Source organism: Rhizobium sp. CRRU65 (assembly GCF_048551595.1).
Lineage (GTDB): Bacteria > Pseudomonadota > Alphaproteobacteria > Rhizobiales > Rhizobiaceae > Rhizobium > Rhizobium leguminosarum_J.
Genome location: NZ_JBLYZH010000009.1, coordinates 22,005 through 46,122, shown reverse-complemented (window position 1 = coordinate 46,122; position 24,118 = coordinate 22,005). Strand labels below are relative to the sequence as shown.

General features: G+C 61.5%; 23 protein-coding genes. 13 read left to right on the top strand and 10 right to left on the bottom strand.

Annotated features, from left to right (window positions below; all coding sequences use genetic code 11):
- Window positions 1–87 precede the first annotated feature (87 nt).
- The 7 genes from ACM5SV_RS19210 to ACM5SV_RS19180 all read left to right on the top strand — a co-directional run bounded on the left by ACM5SV_RS19210 (window position 88) and on the right by ACM5SV_RS19180 (window position 8,455).
- On the top strand, window positions 88–426 hold the full coding sequence (locus tag ACM5SV_RS19210; RefSeq protein ID WP_003555502.1) for a hypothetical protein: 339 nt from the start codon (window positions 88–90) through the stop codon (window positions 424–426).
- Between the two features lie 324 nt (window positions 427–750).
- Window positions 751–1,776, top strand: a complete 1,026-nt coding sequence (locus ACM5SV_RS19205) for an ABC transporter substrate-binding protein (RefSeq protein ID WP_003555501.1) — start codon at window positions 751–753, stop codon at window positions 1,774–1,776.
- Window positions 1,777–1,810: 34 nt separating this feature from the next.
- Window positions 1,811–2,701 carry an ABC transporter permease gene (locus tag ACM5SV_RS19200; RefSeq protein WP_003555500.1) on the top strand — a complete coding sequence of 297 codons (891 nt, stop codon included), beginning with the start codon at window positions 1,811–1,813 and terminating at the stop codon, window positions 2,699–2,701.
- Window positions 2,677–3,426 (top strand): ABC transporter ATP-binding protein, encoded by a 750-nt coding sequence (locus tag ACM5SV_RS19195; RefSeq protein ID WP_003555499.1) that lies wholly within the window; start codon window positions 2,677–2,679, stop codon window positions 3,424–3,426. Before ACM5SV_RS19200 ends, ACM5SV_RS19195 begins: the two co-directional genes overlap by 25 nt.
- A 35-nt stretch (window positions 3,427–3,461) precedes the next feature.
- A complete protein-coding gene (locus ACM5SV_RS19190) occupies window positions 3,462–4,835 on the top strand; it encodes an LLM class flavin-dependent oxidoreductase (RefSeq protein WP_222015395.1) in 1,374 nt (457 codons plus the stop codon).
- Between the two features lie 62 nt (window positions 4,836–4,897).
- Window positions 4,898–5,968, top strand: a complete 1,071-nt coding sequence (locus tag ACM5SV_RS19185; protein ID WP_017997603.1) for an LLM class flavin-dependent oxidoreductase — start codon at window positions 4,898–4,900, stop codon at window positions 5,966–5,968.
- A gap of 525 nt (window positions 5,969–6,493) precedes the next feature.
- Window positions 6,494–8,455 (top strand): HAMP domain-containing methyl-accepting chemotaxis protein, encoded by a 1,962-nt coding sequence (locus tag ACM5SV_RS19180; RefSeq protein ID WP_017997602.1) that lies wholly within the window; start codon window positions 6,494–6,496, stop codon window positions 8,453–8,455.
- A gap of 90 nt (window positions 8,456–8,545) precedes the next feature.
- Here ACM5SV_RS19180 and mctP read toward each other — a convergent pair whose 3' ends face one another.
- The 5 genes from mctP to ACM5SV_RS19155 all read right to left on the bottom strand — a co-directional run bounded on the left by mctP (window position 8,546) and on the right by ACM5SV_RS19155 (window position 13,058).
- A complete protein-coding gene (mctP, locus tag ACM5SV_RS19175; protein WP_003555493.1) occupies window positions 8,546–10,021 on the bottom strand; it encodes a sodium:solute symporter family monocarboxylate transporter in 1,476 nt (491 codons plus the stop codon).
- Window positions 10,011–10,208, bottom strand: a complete 198-nt coding sequence (locus tag ACM5SV_RS19170; RefSeq protein ID WP_003555492.1) for a DUF3311 domain-containing protein — start codon at window positions 10,206–10,208, stop codon at window positions 10,011–10,013. The genes mctP and ACM5SV_RS19170 overlap by 11 nt, the downstream gene beginning before the upstream one ends.
- 271 nt (window positions 10,209–10,479) lie before the next feature.
- The gene (mctR, locus tag ACM5SV_RS19165; RefSeq protein ID WP_012760663.1) at window positions 10,480–11,124 is read right to left on the bottom strand and encodes a two-component system response regulator MctR; all 645 of its coding nucleotides are present in this window, start codon (window positions 11,122–11,124) and stop codon (window positions 10,480–10,482) included.
- A complete protein-coding gene (gene mctS, locus ACM5SV_RS19160) occupies window positions 11,121–12,506 on the bottom strand; it encodes a sensor histidine kinase MctS (protein WP_012760662.1) in 1,386 nt (461 codons plus the stop codon). The genes mctR and mctS overlap by 4 nt, the downstream gene beginning before the upstream one ends.
- Window positions 12,507–12,593: 87 nt before the next feature.
- A complete protein-coding gene (locus ACM5SV_RS19155; protein WP_003555489.1) occupies window positions 12,594–13,058 on the bottom strand; it encodes an Lrp/AsnC family transcriptional regulator in 465 nt (154 codons plus the stop codon).
- 163 nt (window positions 13,059–13,221) lie between these two features.
- Between ACM5SV_RS19155 and ACM5SV_RS19150 the strand changes: the two genes are divergently transcribed.
- The 5 genes from ACM5SV_RS19150 (at window position 13,222) to ACM5SV_RS19130 (ending at window position 17,292) form a co-directional block, all read left to right on the top strand.
- Window positions 13,222–14,001 carry an ABC transporter ATP-binding protein gene (locus ACM5SV_RS19150; RefSeq protein WP_222070767.1) on the top strand — a complete coding sequence of 260 codons (780 nt, stop codon included), beginning with the start codon at window positions 13,222–13,224 and terminating at the stop codon, window positions 13,999–14,001.
- A 47-nt stretch (window positions 14,002–14,048) separates the two neighbouring features.
- Window positions 14,049–14,822 (top strand): transporter substrate-binding domain-containing protein, encoded by a 774-nt coding sequence (locus ACM5SV_RS19145; protein ID WP_003555487.1) that lies wholly within the window; start codon window positions 14,049–14,051, stop codon window positions 14,820–14,822.
- Between the two features lie 12 nt (window positions 14,823–14,834).
- Window positions 14,835–15,560, top strand: coding sequence for an ABC transporter permease (locus ACM5SV_RS19140; RefSeq protein WP_017992548.1), 726 nt, complete (start codon window positions 14,835–14,837; stop codon window positions 15,558–15,560).
- Window positions 15,561–15,572: 12 nt separating this feature from the next.
- Window positions 15,573–16,262, top strand: coding sequence for an ABC transporter permease (locus ACM5SV_RS19135; RefSeq protein WP_222015396.1), 690 nt, complete (start codon window positions 15,573–15,575; stop codon window positions 16,260–16,262).
- Window positions 16,263–16,383: 121 nt separating this feature from the next.
- The gene (locus ACM5SV_RS19130) at window positions 16,384–17,292 is read left to right on the top strand and encodes a homocysteine S-methyltransferase family protein (protein ID WP_222015397.1); all 909 of its coding nucleotides are present in this window, start codon (window positions 16,384–16,386) and stop codon (window positions 17,290–17,292) included.
- A 35-nt stretch (window positions 17,293–17,327) separates the two neighbouring features.
- Here the strand turns inward: ACM5SV_RS19130 and ACM5SV_RS19125 are convergent, their stop codons facing one another.
- A complete protein-coding gene (locus ACM5SV_RS19125; protein WP_012760658.1) occupies window positions 17,328–17,762 on the bottom strand; it encodes a MarR family winged helix-turn-helix transcriptional regulator in 435 nt (144 codons plus the stop codon).
- Window positions 17,763–17,963: 201 nt separating this feature from the next.
- Here ACM5SV_RS19125 and ACM5SV_RS19120 point away from each other — a divergent pair, with 201 nt between their 5' ends.
- Entirely contained in the window at window positions 17,964–19,778 is a 1,815-nt protein-coding gene (locus tag ACM5SV_RS19120) for a chloride channel protein (protein WP_128438926.1), read from the top strand.
- A 90-nt stretch (window positions 19,779–19,868) separates the two neighbouring features.
- On the opposite strand, the gene ACM5SV_RS19115 is transcribed toward ACM5SV_RS19120, so the two are convergent.
- Genes ACM5SV_RS19115 through ACM5SV_RS19100 form a run of 4 tightly spaced genes read right to left on the bottom strand, consistent with a single transcriptional unit; the run spans window position 19,869 to window position 23,887 of the window.
- Window positions 19,869–20,639 (bottom strand): ABC transporter ATP-binding protein, encoded by a 771-nt coding sequence (locus ACM5SV_RS19115; protein ID WP_003555479.1) that lies wholly within the window; start codon window positions 20,637–20,639, stop codon window positions 19,869–19,871.
- A gap of 9 nt (window positions 20,640–20,648) precedes the next feature.
- Window positions 20,649–21,632, bottom strand: a complete 984-nt coding sequence (locus tag ACM5SV_RS19110; protein ID WP_222015398.1) for an ABC transporter substrate-binding protein — start codon at window positions 21,630–21,632, stop codon at window positions 20,649–20,651.
- A gap of 40 nt (window positions 21,633–21,672) precedes the next feature.
- A complete protein-coding gene (locus ACM5SV_RS19105; protein WP_003555477.1) occupies window positions 21,673–22,524 on the bottom strand; it encodes an ABC transporter permease in 852 nt (283 codons plus the stop codon).
- A gap of 10 nt (window positions 22,525–22,534) precedes the next feature.
- Window positions 22,535–23,887: an LLM class flavin-dependent oxidoreductase gene (locus ACM5SV_RS19100; protein WP_222015399.1), complete on the bottom strand. Its 1,353-nt coding sequence runs from the start codon at window positions 23,885–23,887 to the stop codon at window positions 22,535–22,537.
- Between the last annotated feature and the right edge of the window lie 231 nt (window positions 23,888–24,118).

Sequence of the window (24,118 nt, the reverse complement as noted above, 5' to 3'; positions counted from 1 at the left end):
ATCGGGGCGTATCGATCGATACGCCCCGACCTCACGATAACACGCCAACATCGATCCAGCTCCGGCGAGTTTTGGAAAAGAGAACCTATGATCATTCGTTATGCTTTGTTTGAAGGCGAAATCCATCCCGGTAAAGAACGGGAATTCCGCGAATTCGTGCGGCAGCGGCTCGTCCCTCTCTGGACGAAATTTCCAGGCGCCGAGGAAATCCGGGTGCTGGACGGGATGGAGCGCGACGAAGGCGCCCCGATCTATGCCATGGCGCTCGCCATTCGGTATCCCGATATGGACACGGTGAACGCGGCACTTCTCTCCGATGTGCGGTCGCAGAGCCGTGAGGTCACCGGCGAACTCCTGCAGCTCTTTACTGGCAAGGTGCATCATCACGTCTTCTCGGCCAACGAATACGCGCCGCATAGCGCCTGACACAGGCGATCCCGACGTCCGCGACGGCTTGGCGTCTGAAGGGCGGTCACTGCGGTTTGCTGCCAAGCCTTTATCAAGAGCAGGGTTAAACAAGGCCCCGTAAAGCGCCGTGGACGAACGTCCCAGGCGCTTTTTTCACGCCTGGATACATCGACCCTCGTGCCGACGCGCCGGACGCGGTGGTTTCGGTTTCCCGCCTTTTGAGCACAATTTTTCACCAGCGCCACTTTCATTAAACTAAATAATCTATCGATTTAGTAGATTACATTCCATCTTACCGTGCATCGCTCCTGCAATCAGCAATCGGAAACGGGAAGATCGACGATGACATTGGCAAAGACATTCAAAATTGCGTTGTTCAGTCTGCTTGGTCTCAGTGCCATTCACGGTCCGACGGCAGCCGAGGCAGACGCTCCCCTGCTTCCCAAAGTGCCGCCGGGCACAGTGCTGACGATCGGCGATCCGGTCACGCAGAAAGCGCTCGAAGTGTCCGGCCTCGGCAAGGAGCTCAGTTTCGAGGTCAAATGGGCCAATATCAGCGGCGGGCCGCAGACGTCGGAAGCTTTCCGCGCCCATGCACTCGACGTCGGGTCGGTGGCCGAGATCCCTTCGATCTTCGCCAACTGGAACAATCTGCCCGTCCGCAACATCGCCTATCGCGAACGCCGTGACCCGATCGCCAATCCCATCTACCGCTTCGGCATCGCGCCAGGCGCGGCCGTGAAGACGCTCGCGGACTTCCGCGGCAAGCGCATCGCCTTCAGCCCGGGTCAGGCACAGGGCACGCTCGTTCTACGCGCCCTCCGTGCCGCAGGCTTGAAGAGCGGCGACGTCACTCTGGTGGAACTGCCGAGTACCAGTGACGTCTACCCGAAGGCACTGGCGAGCAAGCAGGTCGACATCGCACCGCTCGGCGGCGTCTACATCAGGCGCTACATCACCCAATACGGACCCGATGGCGCGACCCTCGTGGAACATGGCCTGCGGGATGATCCGAGCCATCTTTATGCGCCGCAATGGGTTCTGGATGATCCCGCCAAGGCGGCAGCTCTCGCCGAATACGTCGGCCTGTGGGCACGCGCCACCGAATGGGTGAACCGGAACCCGGACCTCTGGATCAAGGAATATTACGTCGGTCAGCAGGGGTTGAGCCAGGAGGACGGGGAATATCTCGTCAAGTTGACCGGCGAACAGGTCGTTCCCAGCGATTGGAGCGAAGTGAAGAAGCGCCACCAGGAAACCATCGATCTACTGGCAGACGAGCTCGGCAACAAGCCCCTCAATGTGGAGCAGATTTTCGACAATCGCTTCGAAAAGCTCGGCGCCGCGGCCTTGGCCAAGAGCCAGTAACGCTCGACACCCCTTCGGAGAGGAGATTTGAAGCATGGCAACCACTTGGGATGCAGATGAGGCGAAACTGTCGCGGTCGTCCGGCGGTAGAATTGTGCGGGCAGGTTCTCGCCTGGTAAAACCGGCTGGCTCCGTTGGCCCGCGAGCCAGGCGCAGGTTAGGCCCCGGACCGGCGATCCCTTTCGGACTGCAGATCGGGCCGGCATTACTCGTCTTGACCTGGGTCGTCGGCTCGGCGCTCGGATGGATCGACCCGCGTATCCTGTCGGCGCCGTGGACGGTGGCCGAGGCTTTCGTAAGGCTCATTGAGCAGGGTCGCCTGCAGGATAACTTCGTGACGTCGGCGACACGCGCCCTGCTCGGCCTTAGCATCGGTTTGCTGATCGGCACGATCCTGGCGTTGATCGCCGGCCTTTCGCGGATCGGCGAAGCCCTGATCGACGGGCCGGTGCAGATCAAGCGCGCGATACCGACGCTGGCCCTGATCCCTTTGTTGATCCTGTGGTTCGGCATCGGCGAGAGCATGAAGGTTACGACCATCGCGCTTGCCGTGATCGTGCCGATTTATATCCACACCCACAACGCGCTCCGCAGCATCGACAGCCGTTATGTCGAGCTGGCCGAAACCCTGCGGATGGGCCAGAAGGACTTCATCCTTCAGGTCGTGCTGCCGGGTGCTTTGCCGGGTTTCCTTCTGGGTCTGCGGTTTGCCGTCACCCTCTGCTGGGTTTCTCTCGTCGTGGTCGAGCAGATCAACGCCACCAGCGGGCTCGGTTACATGATCGATCTTGCCCGAAATTACGGGCAGACCGATGTCATTCTCGTCGGCCTGGTGGTCTATGTGCTGCTCGGTCTCGTCTCGGACGGTCTCGTCCGCCTGCTTGAACGGAGGGCACTCTCATGGCGCCGCACCCTGGCAAACTGAAGCCCGCAAACAAAGCCGTCCACGTGCGAGACCTCGCACGGCGGTTTGCGACGAAGACGATCCTCGACGGCGTCGATCTCGATATCGAGGAAGGCGAATTCGTTGCCCTGCTTGGCCGCAGCGGCTCCGGCAAAAGCACGTTCCTCAGGGCTCTTGCCGGTCTCGATCACGGTGTCGAGGGAACGGGCACCCTCGAGACGCCGGAGAGCCTTTCGGTGGTTTTCCAGGATGCCCGCCTGCTGCCGTGGCGCACCGTCATCCAGAACGTCACGCTCGGCTTGACCGGCGCCTCCGGCCAGGAGGCCGGGCGGAAGGCTTTGGCGGAGGTAGGACTTGCAGGTCGGGAAACGGCGTGGCCGAACCAGCTTTCGGGTGGCGAGCAGCAGAGGGTCGCGCTTGCCCGTTCGCTGGTGCGCGAACCGGCCCTGCTTCTCGCCGATGAGCCGTTCGGCGCTCTCGACGCACTGACTAGGCTGAAAATGCACGATCTGCTGCGGGAGTTGTGCGCAAGACATCGTCCTGCCGTGCTGCTCGTCACCCACGACGTCGATGAGGCGATTTCGCTGGCCGACCGGATACTGGTTCTCGACGAAGGGCGCCTCATCGAGGATCTCAAGATCGATCTGCCGACGCCGCGTGATCACGGCGATCCGCGCTTTGCGCAAACCCGCATCCATCTCCTCAGCCGGCTCGGGGTCGAGCTTCCGGGCCGCAAGGCCGCCTGACATCAGCAACAGTTCAATTTGATGAGGATAAGCCAATGAGCATATCGAAAAGGCAAATGCGGCTTGGCGCATTCATCATGGCGACCGGCCATCATATCGCCGCCTGGCGCCATCCGCAGGCACAGGCCGATGCCGGCCTCAATATCGATCACTACCGCGAGCTCGCCCAGACCGCCGAACGCGGCAAATTCGATCTCGTCTTCGTCGCCGACAGTCCGGCTGGATGGGACCGCGCCAAGGATCCCGAAGCGCTTCGTCGCACCGCCCAGGGCGCGCATTTCGAGCCGCTGACCCTCTGGGCGGCCCTCTCCCAGGTGACCAAACATATCGGCTTCGTCGCCACGGCATCGACGACCTACGAGGACCCCTACCTTCTCGCCCGCAGGTTCGCGTCGCTGGACTATATTTCCAAGGGTCGCGCCGCCTGGAACGTCGTCACGACGGGTGCGGATGTTTCGAAGAATTTTTCAATCGCGGGCCATCCTGCCCATGCCGATCGTTATGAGCGGGCCGAGGAATTCGTCGATCTGGTGAAGGGCCTGTGGGATTCTTATGAGGACGATGCCTTTATCCGCGACAAGGAAAGCGGGGTCTATTTCGATCCTGACAAGGTGCATCTCGTCGATCACAAGGGCAAGTTCTTCTCGGTGGCCGGTCCGCTCAACGTCGGCCGCCCGGTGCAGGGCTATCCTGTCATCGTGCAGGCCGGCGCATCGGAACCGGGGCGCGAACTTGCCGCCCGCACCGCCGAGATGATCTTTACTGCCAACCAGACCTTCGAGGATGCGCAAGAATTCTATTCCGACGTCAAAGGGCGGCTCGCCCGCTACGGACGCCGGCCGGACGAACTGCTGATCAGTCCCGGCATATTCCCGGTGCTCGGCGGCACGGAAGCGGAAGCCCGGGCGAATTACGACCATCTCCAATCGCTGGTTCATCCCTCCATCGCCTGGAATATCCTTGCGCGCCACTACAAGGGCGTCGATCTTTCCGGCTACTCGCTGGACGATCCCGCCCCTCCCCTGCCTGATAATACCGAACTCAACAAAAGCCGCCTCAAGCTGGTTTCCGATCTGGTATCGCGCAACAATCTGACGCTGCGCCAGTTCTATCTGGCGGTCGCCACCGCTCGTGGCCACCGGACGGTGGTTGGAACACCCGAGCAGATCGCCGATGCGATGCAAAGCTGGTTCGAGAACGGTGCTGCCGACGCCTTCAACATCATGCCGCCGATCCTGCCCACCGCTTTGACCGATTTCGTCGATCAGGTCGTCCCGATCCTGCGCAAGCGCGGCCTGTTCCGGCACGAATACGAAGGCACGACGCTGCGGGAAAACCTTGGCCTTCAACGCCCGCCAAATGGCTTTGTGGTTCAGGCGGGGCAGCAGCAGGCGCAGGCAGCCGTATGATCTCTAGAGGGGCCTTCCTCCCCCTCGTTTTGTTCCAATAACACACAGAACCGCAGCATCGCATGAGCAATAATTCCGAATTTCTTTGGTATATTCCGAACGACGTCAAAGCCGGTCATCGCGGTGATTCCGCCGTCGAGAACCACAACAGCCTGGATACGCTGACCAGCCAAGCAAGGGCGCTGGAAGAGCATGGCTGGAAGGGCGCGCTCATCGGCACCGGTTGGGGCCGCCCCGACACGTTCACCGTTGCGGCCTCGCTCGCCGCCCGGACCACCACCTTCGAGCCGCTCATTGCGATCCGCCCAGGCTATTGGCGACCGGCGAACTTCGCTTCCGCAGCGGCGACGCTGGACCATCTGACTGGCGGCCGCGTGCGGATCAACATCGTGTCTGGCAAGGACAACCTGGCTGCCTACGGCGACAGCGAGGGTGATCAGGCACACCGTTATGCCAGGACCAAGGAGTTCATGCGGCTGGTCCGCAGATTATGGACCGAAGAAAACGTCACATCCGCGGGCGAGAACTTCCGCGTCGCTGAATCCACCGTGGTGCCACGCATCCAGGTTCGCGACGACCGTCGGCACCCCAAATTCTATTTTGGCGGCGCTTCGGAGGCGGCCGAGCGGGTGGCCGCCACCGAGGCCGATGTCCAGCTCTTCTGGGGCGAGCCGCTCGAGGGTGTCCGCGAACGGATCGCGCGGCTCAAGGCGTTGAGCGGGGAGCTGGACCGCGACCTCCCGCCGCTGGAGTTCGGCCTGCGGATCACGACGCTGGTCCGCGACACCACGGAACAGGCATGGACTGACGCCGAGGCGAAGGTCGCCGAGATGGCGAGAAGCAAGGGCAGCGGCTGGCACGATCACCAGCGGGTGCTGGCCGTCGGCCAGCAGCGGCTGCTCGATCTGCACGAGCGCGGCGACGTCCTCGACGACAACCTCTATACCGCGCCGGGCAAATTCGGCGGCGGCGGAGCCGGCACCACCTGGCTGGTCGGGTCGGCGGAAGACGTCGCCCGCTCGCTGCGCAAATACCAGGATCTCGGCATCACCCACTTCGTGCTGTCCGACACGCCCTATCTCTCCGAAATCAAGCGGCAGGGCGATCAGCTGCTTCCGCTGCTACGTAGCTGAGGCGGGAGCACCAGAGCTGCGGCACCGCAGCTGCAATTCATGCCAACTGCCGAGACCTTTCGGCAAATCACTAGCCGATGCCAGAACGGCGTCGGCTAGTCGCAGGCAAGCCGCAGCGCCTTGTTATGCAGGGGAGTCCGAGGATTTCGCAACCACCGGGAGAGCGCTCCTCAAATAGTCCATCCGAAAAACGCAAATGCTATCCAGATATGGCGATATAGCATGCTCCGTCGGGTCCGTTTACACTCTCTAAAATATATTCCGCTAATTTTTTGGATATCGGGACGACGTTCTTTGAGGTTCGTCAGCTCCGCCATGATGGCGGGTCAGGCGCCCGAATTTCGCATGAAATCGGCTTTTATTGCTTTGACGGATGTCCCGTATCTCAAGCGCGATTCCGGGCACCGAGGTGCCTGTCGGATGCACTCGGAGACACCGAGGCTCTGCATTCGAACGAGATATGACAAGCAATCCTGGCTGCCGAGACATCCTTCCAACAAACCTCACCGCGAGGGGAGAGTGCATATGAAGAATATCATGAGTTTCGGGGTTGTGGCGCGCTTGGCGCTTGGCTTCAGCGTTCTCCTTTTGCTGATGGTCGGCTTGACCATCTATTCGACGGAAAAAGTTGCGCAGATCAACGATAAGCTTGGAACCATCAACGACGTCAACAGCGTGAAGCAGCGGTTTGCCATCAACTATCGCGGCAGCGTGCATGACCGGGCGATCGCTATTCGCGACGTCACTCTGGTGACGTCTGACGATGAACGGAAGACCGCCGAGGCATTGATCGAAAAGCTGGCAGCGTCTTACGCCGAGAATGAAAAGCGCATGGCGGATATGGTTGCTTCTCCGGCCGGCGCGACGGAACAGGAAAAGACCATTCTCGGTGAGATTGCAGACATCCAGGCGAAGACCAATCCTTTGGTCGCCCAGATCATTGCGCTGCAGGAGAAAGGCGACGGCGAGGCCGCTCGCAAGATCCTGCTCGAACAGGCCCGGCCGGCCTTCGTTGCCTGGCTTGGCGCCATCAACAAATTCATCGACTACCAGGAAGCGCTGAACAAATCGATTGGCGGCGAGGTTCGCAGCACGGCAAGCGGCTTCAAGCCATTGGCCCTGACCGCGCTTGGCATTGCGGCTGTTCTTTCACTGGTTGCCGCCGCCGTGACCGCACGCACGATCGTCGGCCCGCTGGCAAAACTTCAGCTTTCGCTGAAAGCGATGGCCGACGGCAATCTTAACGGCGATCGTCGCCTCGAAGCGCGCGGCGACGAGATCGGCAAGCTTGCGCGGGCGGTAGCGGGGCTGCGCGACGCAATTTCGGCAAAGGCCGAACGGGAAGCCGACGCCGAGGCGAAGCGAGCCGTGTCGGAGCGGCATCGGCTCGAGCAGGATGCCGATGAACGCCGTACGCTCGCGGAGCAGACGGACAAGGCTGTCGGCCAGCTTGGCGACGCGCTGCAGGCGCTGGCTGATGGCGACCTTACACAGCAGATCGGCACTCCGTTCATTCCGTCCTTGGAAAAGCTGAGAGCCGACTTCAATTCTGCGGTCGAAAAGCTCCGTGCCGCCATGCAGAAGGTTGCTCAGAACGCCAGCGCCATCGCGGGCGGTGCACAGGAGATCCGCTCCGCCTCGGACGATCTCGCCAAGCGGACCGAACAGCAGGCAGCCTCGGTCGAGGAAACCGCCGCTGCTCTGGAAGAGATTACGACCACCGTTGCCGACTCGAGCAACAAGGCTCAGGAAGCCGGCCAGCTCGTTCGCAAGACGAAGGACAGCGCGGAGCGCTCTGGCAGCGTCGTTCGGGATGCGGTCGACGCCATGGGCAAGATCGAATCCTCCGCCACCGAAATCGGCAGCATCATCGGCGTTATCGATGAAATCGCGTTCCAGACCAATCTGCTGGCGCTGAATGCCGGCGTCGAAGCCGCCCGTGCCGGTGACGCAGGCAAGGGCTTTGCCGTCGTGGCTCAGGAAGTGCGTGAATTGGCGCAACGTTCTGCCAAGGCGGCAAAAGAAATCAAGGAACTGATCAACGCTTCGAATGGCCACGTCAAAAGCGGCGTTGCCCTGGTTGGCGAGACCGGAAAGGCGCTGAAGGAGATTGCCGAGCAGGTACAGCAGGTCGACGGCAATGTGGGCGCCATCGTCGGCGCCTCGCAAGAGCAGGCGACCGGGCTGAAAGAGATCAATACCGCCGTCAACAGGATGGATCAGGGCACACAGCAGAACGCCGCCATGGTGGAAGAAGCCACAGCGGCGGCTCATAACCTTGCCAAGGAAGCCGACGCGCTGTTCCAGCTGCTGGGCCAGTTCAACATTGGCGGAGCGGTGGCACCGAAACGCGTATCGCCGCCCGCTGCCGCAGCGCCTCGCGCCCAACCGGCGCCCTCGCCCGCGCGTCAGATGATTGCCAAAGTGGGCAAGTCGTTCCAGACGAATGGGAATGCGGCATTGGCCGGCGATTGGGAAGAGTTTTAAGTCGCTCTGATCTCTTTCCGGCTGATACTGGAAAGCAAAGCCGAATGATTTTTGCGAAGGGCAGCGTTTGCTGCCCTTCGCATTTGCATCTTATGCCCGGGCCGGAGCCTTGGCCGGAAGCAAGGCGTTGACCACGACCGCAACGGCGATGTTGGCCGCAAGCGCCAGCAGTCCTGTGTAGACGGTGAAGGGTTCGCCGCCGAGGCTGATCAGATGCAGAGGCTTCCAACCGGCATCCCAGACGAGGAAAGTGCCGCCGCCGAAGCCGACGAACCAGCCGGCAAGCAGAGCGGGTGCACGGAACCAGTTGGTATAGAGGCCGAAGACCAGCGCCGGAAGCGTCTGCAGGATCCAGATGCCGCCGAGCAGCTGCAGGTCGAGGGCGAATTGCGTCGGCAGGAAGATGATGACGAGAAGCGCCCCGATCTTCACGACGAGCGAGGTGATCTTTGCGACCTTCGCCTCGCCCGCATCGCTGACATCAGGATCGACATAGGCTTTCCAGAAATTGCGGGTGAAGAGGTTGGCGGCGCCGATGCTCATCACTGCCGCCGGCACCAGCGCACCGATGGCGATCGCCGCAAAGGCAAAGCCGGAGAACCAGCCTGAAAACAGCGTCTTGAACAGCGTCGGAACAACGTCATTGGCGCTGTCGAGCTTCAGGTTGGCGGCATGCCCCATATAGCCGAGCAGCGCCAGAAGGCCGAGCAGCAGCGTATAGGCGGGCAGCATGATCGCATTTTTGCGGATCGTTTTGCCGCTGTTGGAGGCAAAGATGCCGGTCAGCGTATGCGGATACATGAAGGCCGCGAGCGCCGAACCCAAGGCGAGCGTGGCATAGGCGACATACTGATTGCCGCCGAGCAGCAGGTTGCCGGAACCCTTGGCCTGGAAAGCCGCATCGGCCGAGGCGAAGACATTCGCGTAACCTCCGAGTTTTGACGGGATCAGTGCGACGGCGGCGATCACGACGATATAGATCATGATGTCCTTGACGAAGGCAATCAGCGCCGGCGCGCGAAGGCCCGCGGAGTAGGTGTAGAGCGCCAGCACGATGAAGGCGATCGCCAGCGGCAATTCGCCATGCAGCCCGAGCGCCTTCAGCACCGCCGTCATGCCGACGAGCTGGAGGGCAATATAGGGCATGGTGGCGATGACGCCTGTTGCCGCCACGGCAAGTTCGAGCCCGCGCGATCCATATTGACCATGGACCACGTCGCCAGCCGTCACATAGCCGAAATCCTTGGCGCGTTTCCACAGCACAGGCATGACCATGAAGACGAAGGGATAGACGACGATGGTGTAGGGCAGCGCGAAGAAGCCGTAGGCGCCGACCGTGTAGACCAGCGCCGGGACGGCGATCACGGTGTAGGCGGTATAGAAATCGCCGCCGACCAGGAACCAGGTGATCCATGTGCCGAAGTTGCGTCCGCCGAGGCCCCATTCGTCTATACTCGCCAGCGTTTCCGGCTTACGCCAACGAGAGGCAACGAAGCCCATGACGGTGACGAGCACGAAAAAGAAGATGAAGACGGCAAGCGCCGTGCCGTTGATGTCAGTCGTCATGGCGAGTGCTCCGATAGGCGATCCAGGTCAGCGCTGCGGTGATCGGCACCCAGAGAAGCTGATACCAATAGAAGAAGGGAAAGCCGAAAAGAGATGGCTCGCGGACATTGTAAAATGGTGGCCAGAGCAGACCTAGATAGGGAATGACAAGCAGCCAGAGCGCTGCCTTGCTACGTGGTTTTTCCATGTCGGGATACCTTTCAGGCGCCGCGTCGGCGGTCGCCATGTTCCAGTTGTCGGCGTGGAAGGCAGGTCTGTCAGCCGGCGGCCGCGGCAGGCCCGGCTCGGGTCGCTCGAGGTTTTCCGACCGATCGGAAGCTGATGTAACGCATGTGAATTCCTCCCAACGGCTCGCACTTGGCCAGCCGTGGATGGAGTCCTATGGCGGTGGTTTTGTTCTCACAAGATGGGCGCGGCGCTGAAATGCCGGGGCCTACCCAGAAGTGGGTAGACGCGATTTACCCGGTTTTCGAGACGATGCCGTGATCGAGCGCATAGCGGATGAGGCCCGCTGTGGTGGCGATACCGAGCTTCTTCTTGAGGTTCTTGCGATGGGTTTCCGCTGTGGCGGAGGTGATCCCGAGCGTTTCGGCGATCTCCTTGTTGCTTCTGCCGGCAACGATCAGCCCGAGAATGTCGCGTTCGCGCGGGGTCAGGGGATCGCTACCCTCCTCGGCGCGTTCGCCCATCAGCGCGTCGAAGACGCCGGACGAGAAATATGTCCCCCCGCCCGCCACGGTCTCGATGGCCGAGACGATCTCGTCTGTCGAAACGTCCTTCAGGATGTAACCGGCAGCGCCATGCATGACTGAGGAGGAAATATACTCGCGGCTGTCATGCATGGAGAGCATCACGACCCGCGCCTGGGGAAGTTCGTTCCTGAACAACTCGATCGCATCGATGCCGCTCAGCTTCGGCATGTTGATGTCCATCAGCACGACCTGCGGCAGAACTTGCCGGCCGATCTCCAGCCCCGTTTGCGCGAGCCCGGCCGTGCCGGCAACTTCGATATGGTCGAATGTTTCGAGCACCGCCTTCAACCCGTCCAGCACCAGCGGGTGGTTGTCGATCAAGAGCACCCTGATTTTCGGGCGTTCTGTCATGCCGCTTCTGCCCGCTTGCCGGCGGGACGATTGGCTGATTTCGGCAGCATTGCCGTCAGCGTCGTGCCGGTCTCGCTGCTGTTGATCAGCAGCAGGCCGCGGAAGTGGGCCATCCGCTCCTGCATGTTGCGCAGGCCGAGACCCGATCTGCCGGACAGGCCGTCCTTGGCGCCGTCGAAGCCAGTGCCATTGTCGGTGACCGTCATGCGGGCGCGGCCGTTGTCGCTCCAGACCTTGACCGCAAGCTTGGAGGCGCCCGAGTGGCGTTCGACATTGTTGAACGCTTCCTGTGCGACACGATAAAGCGCGGTATTGGCTTCGGCCTTCAGCGTGTCGGTGAAGCTTGAGGCGTCGATCTTCGTCTCGATGCCCGTCCGCTCGGCAAAGTGATAGCAGAGTGCCTCGAGCGCCGCCGTCAGGCCGAGGTCGTCGAGCACGCGCGGGCGCAGGTCGTGCGACAGCCGCCTGATTTCCTTGATGGCGCCGTTCAGCGCCTCGACACCGCGATCGATCGTCAGTGCTGCATCGTCGACATTGGTCCTCACCTTGCGGCCGGCAAGATCCATCGCATAGCGCACGCCGACGAGATTTTGGGAAATGCCGTCGTGCAACTCGCGCGCCAGCCGTGCGCGCTCTTCTTCCTGGGTATCGATGACCCGCTGCGTAAGGGCCTTGAGCCGGCTGTCGGCCATGCGGCGCTCGTGGAACGTCAGCAGCATGCAGGTGGTGAAAACGACGAGCACCGAAGGCACGGCGATCAGCGCGACGATGATAAAGGTCCGTTTTATGTTGGCGCGCATGCCGGCGTTGGCGGCGGCGCTTTGGGCAAAGACGTCATCCAGATAAACACCGGTGCCGACGACCCATTGCCATTTGTCGAGACTGACGACGAAGGAGAGCTTGTCTGCGATCTGTCCGGTCGATGGTTTCTGCCATTTGTACTGATGCAGGCCCCCGCCCGCTCTTGCCGTGGCGATCAGTTCGGCAATGACCTTGTCGCCATCCGGATCGGTAAGATCGAGCCAATTATGCCCATGCCGGAAACTCTGGCGCGGATGGACGATGTTGTTGCCGTCATAATCGTAGACAAAGAAATATCCGTCCTTGCCGTAGTCGAGCGAAGTCAGGATCGCCGCCACCTTTTGCTTGGCGGCTTCGTCGTCGGCACCGGCATTGTCATAGATCGTCTGGATGGCGGACAGGGCAAGGTTGGTCAGATTGAGGATCTCGGCTTCCTTGGTCTTCAGCATGTTCTGCTCGAACGTGTCGATGCTGTTCTTGGCGAGGTTTGCCGATTGCCAGGTGATGAAGGTGGTGATCGCAAGGATCGATATGACGAGCGGGACGATCGCCAATGCGATGATCTGGTGTCGTAACGTCAACGATCATTCCTCCCGAGAATTTGCGCCCGGAATTATGCCCTTTGTCAAATGTGAGTCCAGCGGCTTATCCGTGCGGCCGCGCCAGCACTAGTCCAGGGGCACGAACAGGCCGAGCTTGACGTCGCGCAGCACGACATTCGTGTGCATGCGGCGGATCTGCGGATTGTCAGCCATGATCAGCGCAGCGATGTCGTCATAATGCTCGACGTCGCGGGCGGTGACGATCGCGATCAGATCGACCGCGCCTGTGACGTAATAGACCTGTTGTATGTGATCCTGCTTCTCCGCCCAGAGGCGGAATTTCGCCAGCGCGTCGTAATTATCCCGCTCGATCTCCATCCCGACGATGAACACCATCGCTGTGCCCGTCGCCTTGCGGTCGACGACGGCCACCTCCGCCTTGATGATCCCTTCCTCGCGCAGCCGCTTCAACCGCCTCTGCACGGCCGAAACAGACAGTCCGATCCGTTCGGCAATGGTTTCGGCTTTCAGCTGGCAGTCGCGCTGAACGATATCGAGAATGTCACGGTCAAAACGATCCAGCTGTTCCATTGTCCAATCCTAGTTCTCGCCGCAGCAATTCGCGCATTCTGCCGTACTTGCCGCATGAGGAAGATTATTTTGCATAAAATATGCAGAATAGGTGAAAACTGCGCGAAAAAACCGCGTTATTTTGTCATTATCCTTCGCAAGCTCAATTCACCCGGAACCATGCATGCCAGATCAACCCTTTCCTGCTCTTCGCGTCGAAGATCTCCATAAAAGCTTCGGCTCGCAAGAGGTTCTCAAGGGTATCTCGACGCAGGCCGAAAAGTCCGATGTGATTTCGATCATCGGTTCGTCGGGCTCCGGCAAGAGCACCTTTCTCAGGTGCATCAATTTCCTGGAAACGCCGGATCGTGGCCGCATTGCCGTAAACGGCGAGGAGATCGCGCTGAAGATGGGGCGGGGCGGCCGGCTGCAGCCGCGCAGCTGGCGGCAGATCGAACGGCTGCGGACCGGACTGGGGATGGTCTTCCAGAGTTTCAATCTCTGGGCTCATCGTACGGTGCTGGAAAACGTCATCGAGGCGCCGGTGCACGTCATGGGCATTTCGCGACGCGAGGCCATCGAAAAGGCCGAGGCCCTGCTTCACAAGGTCGGGCTCTTCGACAAGCGCCATGCCTATCCCGCTTTCCTCTCCGGCGGCCAGCAGCAACGCGCGGCGATTGCCCGGGCGCTCTGCGTCGACCCTGCTGTCATGCTGTTCGACGAGCCGACATCGGCGCTTGATCCGGAGCTGGTCGGCGAGGTCCTGAAGGTCATCCGCGATCTCGCGGAAGAAGGCCGGACCATGCTGATCGTCACGCATGAAATGCGCTTCGCCCGTGACGTCTCGAGCCGTGTTCTCTTTCTGCATCAGGGACGGATCGAGGAAGAAGGCCCGCCGGAGCAGATCTTCGGGGCGCCGGTCAGCGCCCGCTGCCGGGAGTTCACCGGCCTCAGCGCCCACTGATGCGCATCGATCTCTCATCGACAACACAAACCAGGAGAATCCTGCGAATGAAACTGCTCCCCACACTGTTCGCCGGCGCGGCACTCGTGCTTTCCGCCGTCACCGCACAGGCCGAAGTCCGCTTCGGTGTCATGAACGAATCCTATCCGCCCTTCTTCGCCAAGGACGCCTCCGGCCAATGGCAGGGATGGGAGATCGACCTGATGAACGCTGTGTGCGAGCAGATGAAGGAGAAATGCTCGATCGTCGAAATTTCCTGGGATGGTCTCATTCCGGCTCTCCAGAGCAAGAAGTTCGACGTGATCTGGTCGTCGATGTCGAACACCGCGGAACGCTCGAAGGTGATCGACTTCACTGATAAATATTACAACACGCCGAGCACCTTGATCGGCCCCAAGGACCAGAAGCCGGGCGCCACTGCCGAGGACGTGAAAGGCAAGACCATCGGCATCCAGGTGTCGACGATCCAGTCGGAATATTACAAGAAGTATTTCGCCGAGGCTGCCGAGGAAAAGACCTACCAGACGCTCGACGAGGCGTTCCAGGATCTCGCCTCCGGCCGTATCGACTATGTCTTCGGCGATTCACTGGCGCTTGACGCTTTCCTCAAAAGCGATGGCGGCAAGGATTGCTGCGCCAAGATGGGCGACGTTGCCGACGACAAGGAGATTCTCGGCGCCGGCGTCTCGGGCGGTCTGCGCAAGGAAGACACTGAGCTGAAGGCCAAGCTAAATACGGCGATCGCCGCTGTCCGCGCCAGTGGCCAGTATGACGCCATCAACAAGAAATACTTCGATTTCGACATCTACGGTGCAAAGTAAGCAGCCGGAACGATGGCGACCACGCAACAAGGTATTCTGGACCTGCTGTCTCCCTATCCTCCGGGATGGGGCGGCGTCCTTCTGGCAGGTGCGGTCTCCACGGTCGCCATCTCTGCTTGCGCCTTCGCGATCGGCCTGCTGCTTGGCACGGGCGGCGCGCTTGGAAAGCTTTCGGGCAACCGCATGCTCCGCCTCCTGCTCGATCTCTATACCACGCTGATCCGCGCCGTCCCCGAGCTGATCCTGATCGTCGGGCTCTATTATGCCGGCACCGATGGCCTCAACCGGCTGCTCGCCGCGTTGGAGCTGCCGCCGGTCAATGTGAATGGGTTCGTGGCGGCCGTTGCGGTGCTGGGTTTCGTCCAGGGTGCCTACATGACGGAGGTGCTGCGCGGCGCGATCCTTGCCATTCCCGTCGGCCAGATCGAGGCCGCCAAGGCCTTCGGCATGGGACCGGTACTGAGGTTCCGCCGGGTCCTGCTGCCGGCGCTCCTGCCAAACGCGCTGCCGGGTCTTGCCAATCTGTGGATGTCGGTCACCAAGGACAGCGCGCTGGTCGCGGTCGTCGGCTACCAGGAACTGGCGCTCGCCACCCGTCTTGCCGGGGCAAGCACCAAGCATTACTTCGTCTTTTTCCTTGCTTCGGCCCTTCTCTATCTCGCCATCACGCTTGTTTCCAACGTCGTCTTCAAACTGATCGAGGGACGGGTACGGCGGGGGCAGCCGCGCCTTGCCTGAAGAAAGCGCCCCATGAATTTCACCTGGATCTCTTCCTATTGGCCGCTGCTTCTGACCGGCGCCTGGCAGACTGTTTGCCTGCTGGTGATCTCCGTGGTGTTCGGCTTCGCCATCGCCATAGGCTTGGCGTTTGCGCAGGTCAGCGGCGGCAGGCTGACGCGGCTCCTGGCGCGCAGTTACTGCACCTTCTTTCGCGGCACGCCGCTGCTGATACAGCTATGGCTTCTCTACTACGGGGTGGGCTCGCTGCTGCCCATGGTCCCCGGCATCCGCCAGAGCCTCTTCTGGCCGATCCTGCGCGAGGGCTTCTTCTTCGCCGCCGTCAGCTTTACCCTGAACTATGCAGCCTATGAGGCAGAGGTGTTGCGCGGCGCGCTGCTTGCCGTTCCCAAGGGCGAGCTCGAAGCGGGCCGGGCCTTCGGCCTGTCGCCCTGGATGCTGATCCGCCGCATCTGGCTGCCGCGCGCCATTCGCATCGCCCTGCCGACGATTGCGGGAGAGATCGTCATGCAGCTCAAGGCGACGCCGCTCGCCTTTACGGTGACGGTGATGGATCTCTATGCCGTGGCAAACAAGGTTCGGCAGGACACGCTGCTCGTCTATGAACCGCTGCTGGTCGTCACCCTCTTCTATCTCGCGCTGACCGCCGTAATCGCCCGCCTCTTTCGAGGTCTCGAAGCGCAGGTGCCGGTTCGCCGCTAGGCCGACGGGAAAGAGACTGGTCATGAGTTCCCTCACGCACGAACCACGTACATCTCGCCCACCTTGTTATGCAAAAGCCCGCCGCCGATGACGGCGCGACAGCCTGAATGGAGACCTCTTCATGAGCACGATGCGAATTCTCGATGGCGGCATGAGCCGCGAACTGTTGCGGCTGGGCGCCGAGCTGAAACAACCGGAATGGTCGGCATTGGCGCTGATCAATGCGCCTGATATCGTCCGTAAGGTACACCAGGAATTCATCGCCGCCGGCTCTGAGGTCGTTACGACAAACAGCTATGCGCTCGTGCCCTTTCACATCGGCGAGGATCGGTTCTGGAAGGAAGGGCCAGCGCTGATCCGTCTCGCCGGTCGCTTGGCGCGCGAGGCGGCCGATGCCGTCACGGATCGGAAGGTGCTGGTTGCCGGTTCGCTGCCGCCGATCTTCGGCTCATACGAGCCGCAGAATTTTCAGCCTTCACGGGTGCAGGATTATCTCGAGGTGCTTGTCGAAAATCTTTCTCCCTTCGTCGATGTATGGCTCGGCGAGACGTTGAGCCTGATTGCCGAGGCAGAGGCTGTCCGCAAGGCGGTGGCGACGTCAGGCAAGCCCTTCTGGATTTCGTTCACCCTGGCAGATAACGAGGTAGCCATAAGGGGCGGCGAACCGAAGCTGCGCTCCGAAGAAAGGGTCGAGGACGCGGCATCCTGGGCGGTTTCATCGGGCGCCGAAGCCCTCTTGTTCAATTGCAGCAAGCCTGAGGTCATGCAGGCGGCGGTGGAGACCGCGGCGCGCGTGTTCCGGACAATGGACGCGCGCATCGAAATCGGCGTCTATGCCAATGCCTTCGAAGGGGAGCAAGGCGAGGCAGCCGCCAATGAAGGCCTGCATAAGACCCGCAACGACCTAAATGACGATGCCTACTCGCGCTATGCCTGCTCCTGGGCTGAGGCCGGCGCGACCATCATCGGCGGCTGCTGCGGCATTGGCGCCGCCCATATCCATCGCCTGAAGAAGACGCTTTTGGATTGAAGCGGCACGTCAGGAGATCGGCTATGTCGCAATTGTCATTTGGTGTTTGACGCCGTCTTCTGGAGCTCGAGCAGAAGCTCGATCAACTTCGGGGCCATCTCCCTGATTTCCGAAAGGTGGACGGCGCTCAGTCGCGTCAGAAGCGCGTCCGCCTTATCCGTCAGAAGAACCGTCTGGCGGCGCCTGTCGGCCGGATCGGCATGACGTTCGACCAGTCCGGCATCCGACAACCGCCCGACAAGCTCGGTCGCCGTATGCGGCGCGATGATCAGCCGCTCGGCTAGCATGCCGATGGTCATGGCATCGCCACGTTGTCCCTTGATCGCCAAAAGGGCCTGATGCTGCTGCGGGGGCAATCCCTCCGACTGGGCGGCAGAGGCGCTGAAGTCCATGAACTGGCGAAGCGCGAATCTGAGGTCGGCGAGAGCTTCGTAATCCTCTTGCCTCAGCGGCGGCGCGGTCTTCTTCAAAGCACTTCTCCTCTGCCGCAACGGCCGCCAAGGTCGGCAGCGCATGCCGCCATCATCGAATAGATGGGCAGTCGCCAGGCGGTCAAGTGAGGCATCTTCATGGGACATTTTCGCCTTCATGCTTTCACCCATTGATTTATATCGTATCACGATATATTTACGCGCCTCAAGCGTATCCATTCCGGCGTAGCAGAGGCTTCCATGGCGCAGCATCCACCAAACAACCGGCCGCACGATTTCACCGGCGGTCTTTCCCGGCGCGAGGCCGGCGATTTCACCACCGACAGGCGGGTCCTCCTCCTGGTCGGCATGTCCATCATTGTCGGCACCGCCGGCGCGTTTGCCGCCTGGTGTCTCGTCAGCCTCATTGCGCTGGTGACGAATGTCATCTGGTTCGGGGAGATCGGCATCCAGCCTGCCTCTCTGGCTGCGGTGCCGCGCTCGCTGTGGGTGGTGCTTGTTCCGCCGCTGGGTGGACTTGTCATCGGACTGATGGCCCGTTTCGGGTCGGAGAAGATCCGCGGCCACGGCATTCCCGAGGCGATCGAGGCCATCCTGATCGGCGGCAGCCGGATGTCGCCGAAGGTCGCGGTCCTGAAGCCGCTGTCGTCTGCCATTTCCATCGGAACCGGCGGCCCGTTCGGAGCCGAGGGGCCGATCATCATGACCGGCGGTGCGATCGGATCGCTGTTCGCGCAATTCTTTCACATGAGTGCGGCCGAGCGGAAAACGCTGCTCGTCGCCGGTGCGGCCGCAGGCATGACGGCGATTTTCGGTTCGCCGATCGCCGCGGTCATGCTGGCGGTCGAACTGCTGTTGTTCGAATGGAAGCCGCGCAGCTTCATTCCCGTCGCCGTTGCCGCCTGCGTGTCGATCTGCTGGCGCCCGCTGCTGTTCGGCGTCGGCCCGCTGTTCCCGACCCACTTCCAGGTGGCCTTGCCCTGGTGGGGTATTTTTGCCTGTGCGGCGATGGGCATCATCTCCGGCCTGCAATCGGGATTGCTGACGACGCTGCTCTACCGGATCGAGGACCTGTTCGAAGCCTTGCCGATCCACTGGATGTGGTGGCCGGCACTTGGCGGTCTCGTCATCGGTCTCGGCGGCCTGATCGAACCGCGGGCAATGGGCGTCGGCTACGACATCATCGATGGCTTGCTCAACAACCGGTTGCTCGCCCCGGCTGTCATGTCGATCCTGCTGGTGAAGACCATCATCTGGCTGTTTGCCCTGTCGTCGGGCACCTCCGGTGGCGTGCTCGCGCCGCTTTTGATTTTCGGCGGCGCTCTCGGATGGCTGGTCGGTATTGTCATGCCGGGCAATGATCCCGGCTTCTGGGCGCTGCTCGGAATGGCGGCGATGATGGGTGGAACCATGCGTGCACCGCTGACGGGCACTTTCTTTGCGTTGGAGATCACCGGCGACGTCAGCACGCTCGTTCCGCTGCTTGCCGCAACCGTGGTGGCCTATGCCGTCACCGTGCTTTTGCTGCGCCGCTCGATCCTCACCGAGAAGATCGCCCGCCGCGGTCAGCACATCACCCGCGAATATGGCGTCGACCCGTTCGAACTGTCGCGCGCAAGCGAGATCATGATCAGCGATGTCGACACGCTTCCCGTCGCCATGACGGTGGGAGAGGCCTGCGATTTCTTCGCCTCGCAGCGGAAGACGCACCGGATCTATCCGGTGGTCGATGCGACAGGCAGGCTGGCCGGCGTCGTATCGAGAGCCGACGCTTTGCTCTGGCAGGGGAACCCGGACCTCGCCAGCCAGACGCTTGCGGAAAACGTGACGGATGATTCAGTTCCGGTGGGGCATCCTGATGATACGGTCGCATTCATCGCCGATCTGATGCTGTCGACCGGCGACGGACGCATTCCGATCGTCGATCCGACTTCAGGGAAATTATGCGGCCTGATCGCGCGCAAGGATCTGCTGCTGTTGCGCAGTTCCTACAGGTCGGCGGAATTGGATCGGCGCCCGTATCTCACCGCCAGCTCGAAGAGCAAGTCGCGGTAGCGGTCCGCGGGCGTCCTCCGCATCGCTATTGCTACTGCCGCGCGCCGCATGGATCAGGTCCCATGCGGCGCGCGCTGACGCTTGAAGACGTCAGTGCAGTCCGAACAGGTTCAGCAACTCTTCGCGGTGTCGAACGAATTCCGGTGCGCTGCGGTCGCGAGGACGGGGCAGATCGATTTCGATCAGACGCGGCTCGCCGCCCTTTTCCCGTGGCAGGATCAGGATCCGGTCGGCCAGATAGATCGCCTCCTCGAGATCATGGGTGACGAGGATGGTCGTCACATCCTCATCGCGCCAGATCCGTGCGAGTTCTTGCTGCATGCCGATCTTGGTCATCGCGTCGAGCGCGCCGAGCGGTTCGTCGAGCAGCAGGATCTCCGGCTGGACGGCTAGAGCCCGGGCGATGCCGACGCGCTGGGCCATGCCGCCCGACAGCTGCCGGGGATAGGCAGCCTCGAACTGCTGCAGGCCGACGAGCTTGACATAGTGGCGCGCCCGTCCCCTCGCCTGCTCACGCGACAGGCCGCTAGTTTCCAGCCCGAAGGAGACATTGTCGAGCACGGTCAGCCAGGGCAGAAGGCGCGGTTCCTGGAAGATGACGGCGCGCTCTGTGCCGACGCCTCGCACCGCCTTGCCATCGACGAGGACCTCTCCCGTGTCGGAATCCTCAAGACCTGCCAGAACCCTGAGCAGGGTCGTCTTGCCCGAGCCGCTGGCGCCGACGATGGCGAGGCTTTCGCCGGAGCGGACGTGGAGGTTGATATCCCTGAGAACCTGCAGAGGTGTCCCGTTCAACCTGTAGGATTTGGAGAGGTGACGGATCGTCACCTCCCCGCGGCGCGTGTCCTCAGCGATGCTCATCATCATTCCTCAGTTGCTTGCCGGCTTGGCGTCGACGGTCAAGAGGATGTCCTTGGCGGCCAGCTGGCCTTGCTTCAGCTTGCCTTCGCGAACCAGGACGTCGATCCAGAACTGGATGTCGCGCTCGACCGGCAGGCCGCCGGCACGCACCCCATAGCCTCGGAAGTACTGTGCGATATCAGCGTTCTCACCACGCTCACTGAGCGCCTTGGCGAGGATCTTCTTGGTTTCCTCCGGATGCTCGCGGGCGTAATCGAGAGCGCGAGCCGACTGCTGGACGAAAATCTTTGCAGCTTCAGGATGTTCGCGAGCGAAATCACGGCGCAGGACCACGAAGCCCCCGGCGATGTCTCCAAGCACGTCGGTATCGTCGAAAATCGGACGCAGACCGCCATTCTTCAGCGCAGCCCCCTCGAAGGTCGTCTGCCAGTAGCCGAAGGCGGCAATATCGACCTGTTTGGAGCGCAGCACCTGCTCGAGCTGCGGCCCGGGAACGACAAGCTGATTGGCTGCGTCCGCCGGTAGGCCTACGGAATGCAGGGCTTCGCGGATGGTATAGTCGAGATGCGCGCCGAGCGTATTGACCGCGATGCTCTTGCCGGCAATGTCCTTGATACTCTTGATCGGGCTGTCTTCCAGCACGTAGAAGGTCGACTGCACCTCGTTATTGATGCCGTTTGAGGGATAGGCGGCGACGAAATCATTGCCGCCGATGATCGAATTCAGGACGGCGGAAGTTGCGGCGCTGCCGATCTCGACATCACCCGATGCCAGGGCGATCAGGGAGGCCGGGCCGCCCTGGGCGTAGCCGACATTTTCGAGCGTGATGCCCGTTCCGTCGAAGTAGCCGAGTTCGGCGGCGAGTTCATGAGCGGCAAGACCACCCTGGCTGGCGAGATAGCGCAGCTTCACCGTGTCGGCGGCCGCGGCGGGTGAGGTTAGGCCGAGAGCAATCACTGCCGGCAGGAGAAGGTGGCGGGGATGGAATGTCATCTGGTGGGACCTTTCGGAAGAGGAAAATCGGGAAAGCAGGTCAGCGGCTCGGCTGAGACCAGCGGCAGAGACGGCGCTGCAAGAGAACGAGCAAGGCATTGGCGGCAAGCCCGAGGAAGGCGAGCAGAAGGATCGCCGCAAACATCAGCGGGATCTGGAAATTGTACTGGGCATTCATAACCTGGAAGCCGATGCCCTTGTTGGCGCCGATCATCTCGGCGGCAATCAGCAGCAGAAGTGCCGTCGTCGCCGAAAGACGCAGGCCGACGAAGATCGCCGGTACCGACGCCGGCAGGATGACGCGGCGGAAGATGGTCAGCGGTCCGGCGCCATAGGTCCGCGCCATCTCGATGAGCTTCTTGTCCACTTCCTTGACGCCGCCGATCGTGGCAAGCAGCACCGGAAACAGTGTGGCCCAGAAGATCACGAAGATCTTCGATGTTTCGCCGAGGCCAAGCAGCAGGATGAAGACCGGGTAGAGCGCCAGCGCCGAGGTCTGGCGGAAGAGCTGCAGGATCGGATCGAGCGCCTGTTCGACCGCACGAACCTGGCCCATGAACAGGCCGAGCGGAATGCCGATCACCACGGCAAAGGCGAAGGCAGTTCCGGATCGCTGCAGGCTGATGGCGATATCATCGAGCAGCGCGCCGTTGGCAAGATTGGTCCAAAGAGCGGACAGGATCACGTCCAGGGGCGGGAAGATAGCGGGATTGACCCAGCCCCTGGTGCTCGACACCTGCCAGAATACGAGGAAGCCGATGAGAAGGCCGTAGCGCGGCAAAAGCGATGCGAGCACCCCGCGCACTTGCAAGGCGAGAGTGGAAATATGGCTTTCGCTGTTTTTCAGGCGGCCGAAGCTTCTCGGAAGAACCTGGTTGATTTCATAGGACATCGACCGCTCCTCACTCTGCTGCCTGGAGAGCTGCTTGTTCTGCAGCCCACCGATTGGTCGGGAAAGGCAGGCCGAGGTTTTCTCGAAGCGTCTTGCCCTCATAGGCCGTGCGGAACAGGCCGCGGCGCTGCAGTTCCGGAATGACCAGATCGACGAAATCGTCGAGCGCCGTCGGCAGCCAGGGCGGCAGAATGTTGAAGCCGTCGGCAGCTTCGTTCTCGAACCACTTCTGCAGCGTATCGGCGATCTGTTCGGGTGTTCCGACGATGGTGTAGTGACCGCGGGCAGACGCGATCCACTGATAGAGCTGGCGGATGGTGAAGTTGTTTTCATCGGCGATCTGGCGGATGAGGGCCTGGCGGCTCTTCATGCCTTCCGTCGGCGGCGCCGGCGGTAGAGGGCCGTCGAGGTCATAGCCGTGCAGGTCGAGCGTGCCGCCGGTCAGGCCATTGAGGAGGCCGATCCCGTCCTCTTCGACGATGAGCGACGTCAGGCGGTCGTATTTCTCGCGCGCCTCCGCCTCGGTCCTACCGACGAAAGCGGATACGCCGGGCATGACGAGGATATGATCGGGGTTTCGGCCGAGAGCGCGGGCGCGCGCCTTGATATCCCGATAGAACTCCTGGGCGGTTTCGATATGCTGATGGGCGGTGAATATGACTTCGGCCGTTGCTGCGGCGAGCCCGCGTCCATCTTCGGATTGCCCGGCCTGGACGATGACGGGATGCCCCTGCGGCGATCGCGAGATGTTGAGCGGACCGCGCACCTGGAAGTGTTCGCCGCGGTGGTCGGTGTCGTGCAGCTTCGACGGATCGAAGAACACGCCGGATTGCTTGTCCCGTATGAACGCGTCGTCCTCGAAGCTTTCCCAGAGTTTGCGGACAACGTCGACGTGCTCGGCGGCGCGGCGATATCGGTCGGCATGCGGCAGCTGGGTATCGCGGTTGAAGTTCTGCGCCGTCAGGTCGCCCGTCGTGGTGACAACATTCCAGCCGGCACGGCCCTCCGAGATCAGGTCCAGCGAGGCGAATTTGCGGGCGGTCGTGTAAGGCTCTTCGTAGGTGGTCGAGGACGTGGCGATAAAGCCGAGATGGGTGGTGAAAGGCGCAAGGGCCGAGAACAATGTCACGGGTTCGAAGCCGGCCACGCGGGCGTTGCCGCCTTCACGCGCACCGCCAAAACCGACAGCCAGCCCGTCGGCGAGGAAATATGCATCGAAGAGGCCACGCTCAGCCGTCAAGGCAAGACGTTTGTGAAACTCGAAACTGGTCGCGCCGTCTGCCGGCTGGTCGGGATGCCGCCATGACGCAACATGCTGTCCGCCACCGGGAAGAAATGCCCCAAGCCTGATTTTCCGTGTCATTTCGTGTCCTCTCCGTTTCCGTCAACAGCCCGGTCTTCCCCAGGGCCAAGTATTCAATTGGCTGTTGGGTTGCTAAAATACGTTCTCCATATAATTTATAGAGAAACTGAATTTCGTAGTTTCGGAGGAAGGGTGAATAGATTTCCCGGTTTGGCATGAAATTGGAAATCAACGGTCAGGGCGACTATCCCGGGGTATGCGGGCGCGGACCGGCAGATGGGATCTGCGGGC

Bases quoted from the DNA above. Each gene is read 5' to 3' on its own strand.
- ACM5SV_RS19190 (WP_222015395.1), top strand. From the start codon at position 3,462: ATGAGCATATCGAAAAGGCAAATGCGGCTTGGCGCATTCATCATGGCG.
- ACM5SV_RS19155 (WP_003555489.1), bottom strand. From the start codon at position 13,058: ATGGAACAGCTGGATCGTTTTGACCGTGACATTCTCGATATCGTTCAG.
- ACM5SV_RS19140 (WP_017992548.1), top strand. From the start codon at position 14,835: ATGGCGACCACGCAACAAGGTATTCTGGACCTGCTGTCTCCCTATCCT.
- ACM5SV_RS19200 (WP_003555500.1), top strand. From the start codon at position 1,811: ATGGCAACCACTTGGGATGCAGATGAGGCGAAACTGTCGCGGTCGTCC.
- ACM5SV_RS19130 (WP_222015397.1), top strand. From the start codon at position 16,384: ATGAGCACGATGCGAATTCTCGATGGCGGCATGAGCCGCGAACTGTTG.
- ACM5SV_RS19100 (WP_222015399.1), bottom strand. From the start codon at position 23,887: ATGACACGGAAAATCAGGCTTGGGGCATTTCTTCCCGGTGGCGGACAG.
- ACM5SV_RS19170 (WP_003555492.1), bottom strand. From the start codon at position 10,208: ATGGAAAAACCACGTAGCAAGGCAGCGCTCTGGCTGCTTGTCATTCCC.
- ACM5SV_RS19120 (WP_128438926.1), top strand. From the start codon at position 17,964: ATGGCGCAGCATCCACCAAACAACCGGCCGCACGATTTCACCGGCGGT.
- ACM5SV_RS19195 (WP_003555499.1), top strand. From the start codon at position 2,677: ATGGCGCCGCACCCTGGCAAACTGAAGCCCGCAAACAAAGCCGTCCAC.
- ACM5SV_RS19145 (WP_003555487.1), top strand. From the start codon at position 14,049: ATGAAACTGCTCCCCACACTGTTCGCCGGCGCGGCACTCGTGCTTTCC.
- ACM5SV_RS19150 (WP_222070767.1), top strand. From the start codon at position 13,222: ATGCCAGATCAACCCTTTCCTGCTCTTCGCGTCGAAGATCTCCATAAA.
- ACM5SV_RS19105 (WP_003555477.1), bottom strand. From the start codon at position 22,524: ATGTCCTATGAAATCAACCAGGTTCTTCCGAGAAGCTTCGGCCGCCTG.
- ACM5SV_RS19185 (WP_017997603.1), top strand. From the start codon at position 4,898: ATGAGCAATAATTCCGAATTTCTTTGGTATATTCCGAACGACGTCAAA.
- ACM5SV_RS19115 (WP_003555479.1), bottom strand. From the start codon at position 20,639: ATGAGCATCGCTGAGGACACGCGCCGCGGGGAGGTGACGATCCGTCAC.
- mctP (WP_003555493.1), bottom strand. From the start codon at position 10,021: ATGACGACTGACATCAACGGCACGGCGCTTGCCGTCTTCATCTTCTTT.
- ACM5SV_RS19180 (WP_017997602.1), top strand. From the start codon at position 6,494: ATGAAGAATATCATGAGTTTCGGGGTTGTGGCGCGCTTGGCGCTTGGC.
- ACM5SV_RS19110 (WP_222015398.1), bottom strand. From the start codon at position 21,632: ATGACATTCCATCCCCGCCACCTTCTCCTGCCGGCAGTGATTGCTCTC.
- ACM5SV_RS19210 (WP_003555502.1), top strand. From the start codon at position 88: ATGATCATTCGTTATGCTTTGTTTGAAGGCGAAATCCATCCCGGTAAA.
- mctR (WP_012760663.1), bottom strand. From the start codon at position 11,124: ATGACAGAACGCCCGAAAATCAGGGTGCTCTTGATCGACAACCACCCG.
- ACM5SV_RS19205 (WP_003555501.1), top strand. From the start codon at position 751: ATGACATTGGCAAAGACATTCAAAATTGCGTTGTTCAGTCTGCTTGGT.
- ACM5SV_RS19135 (WP_222015396.1), top strand. From the start codon at position 15,573: ATGAATTTCACCTGGATCTCTTCCTATTGGCCGCTGCTTCTGACCGGC.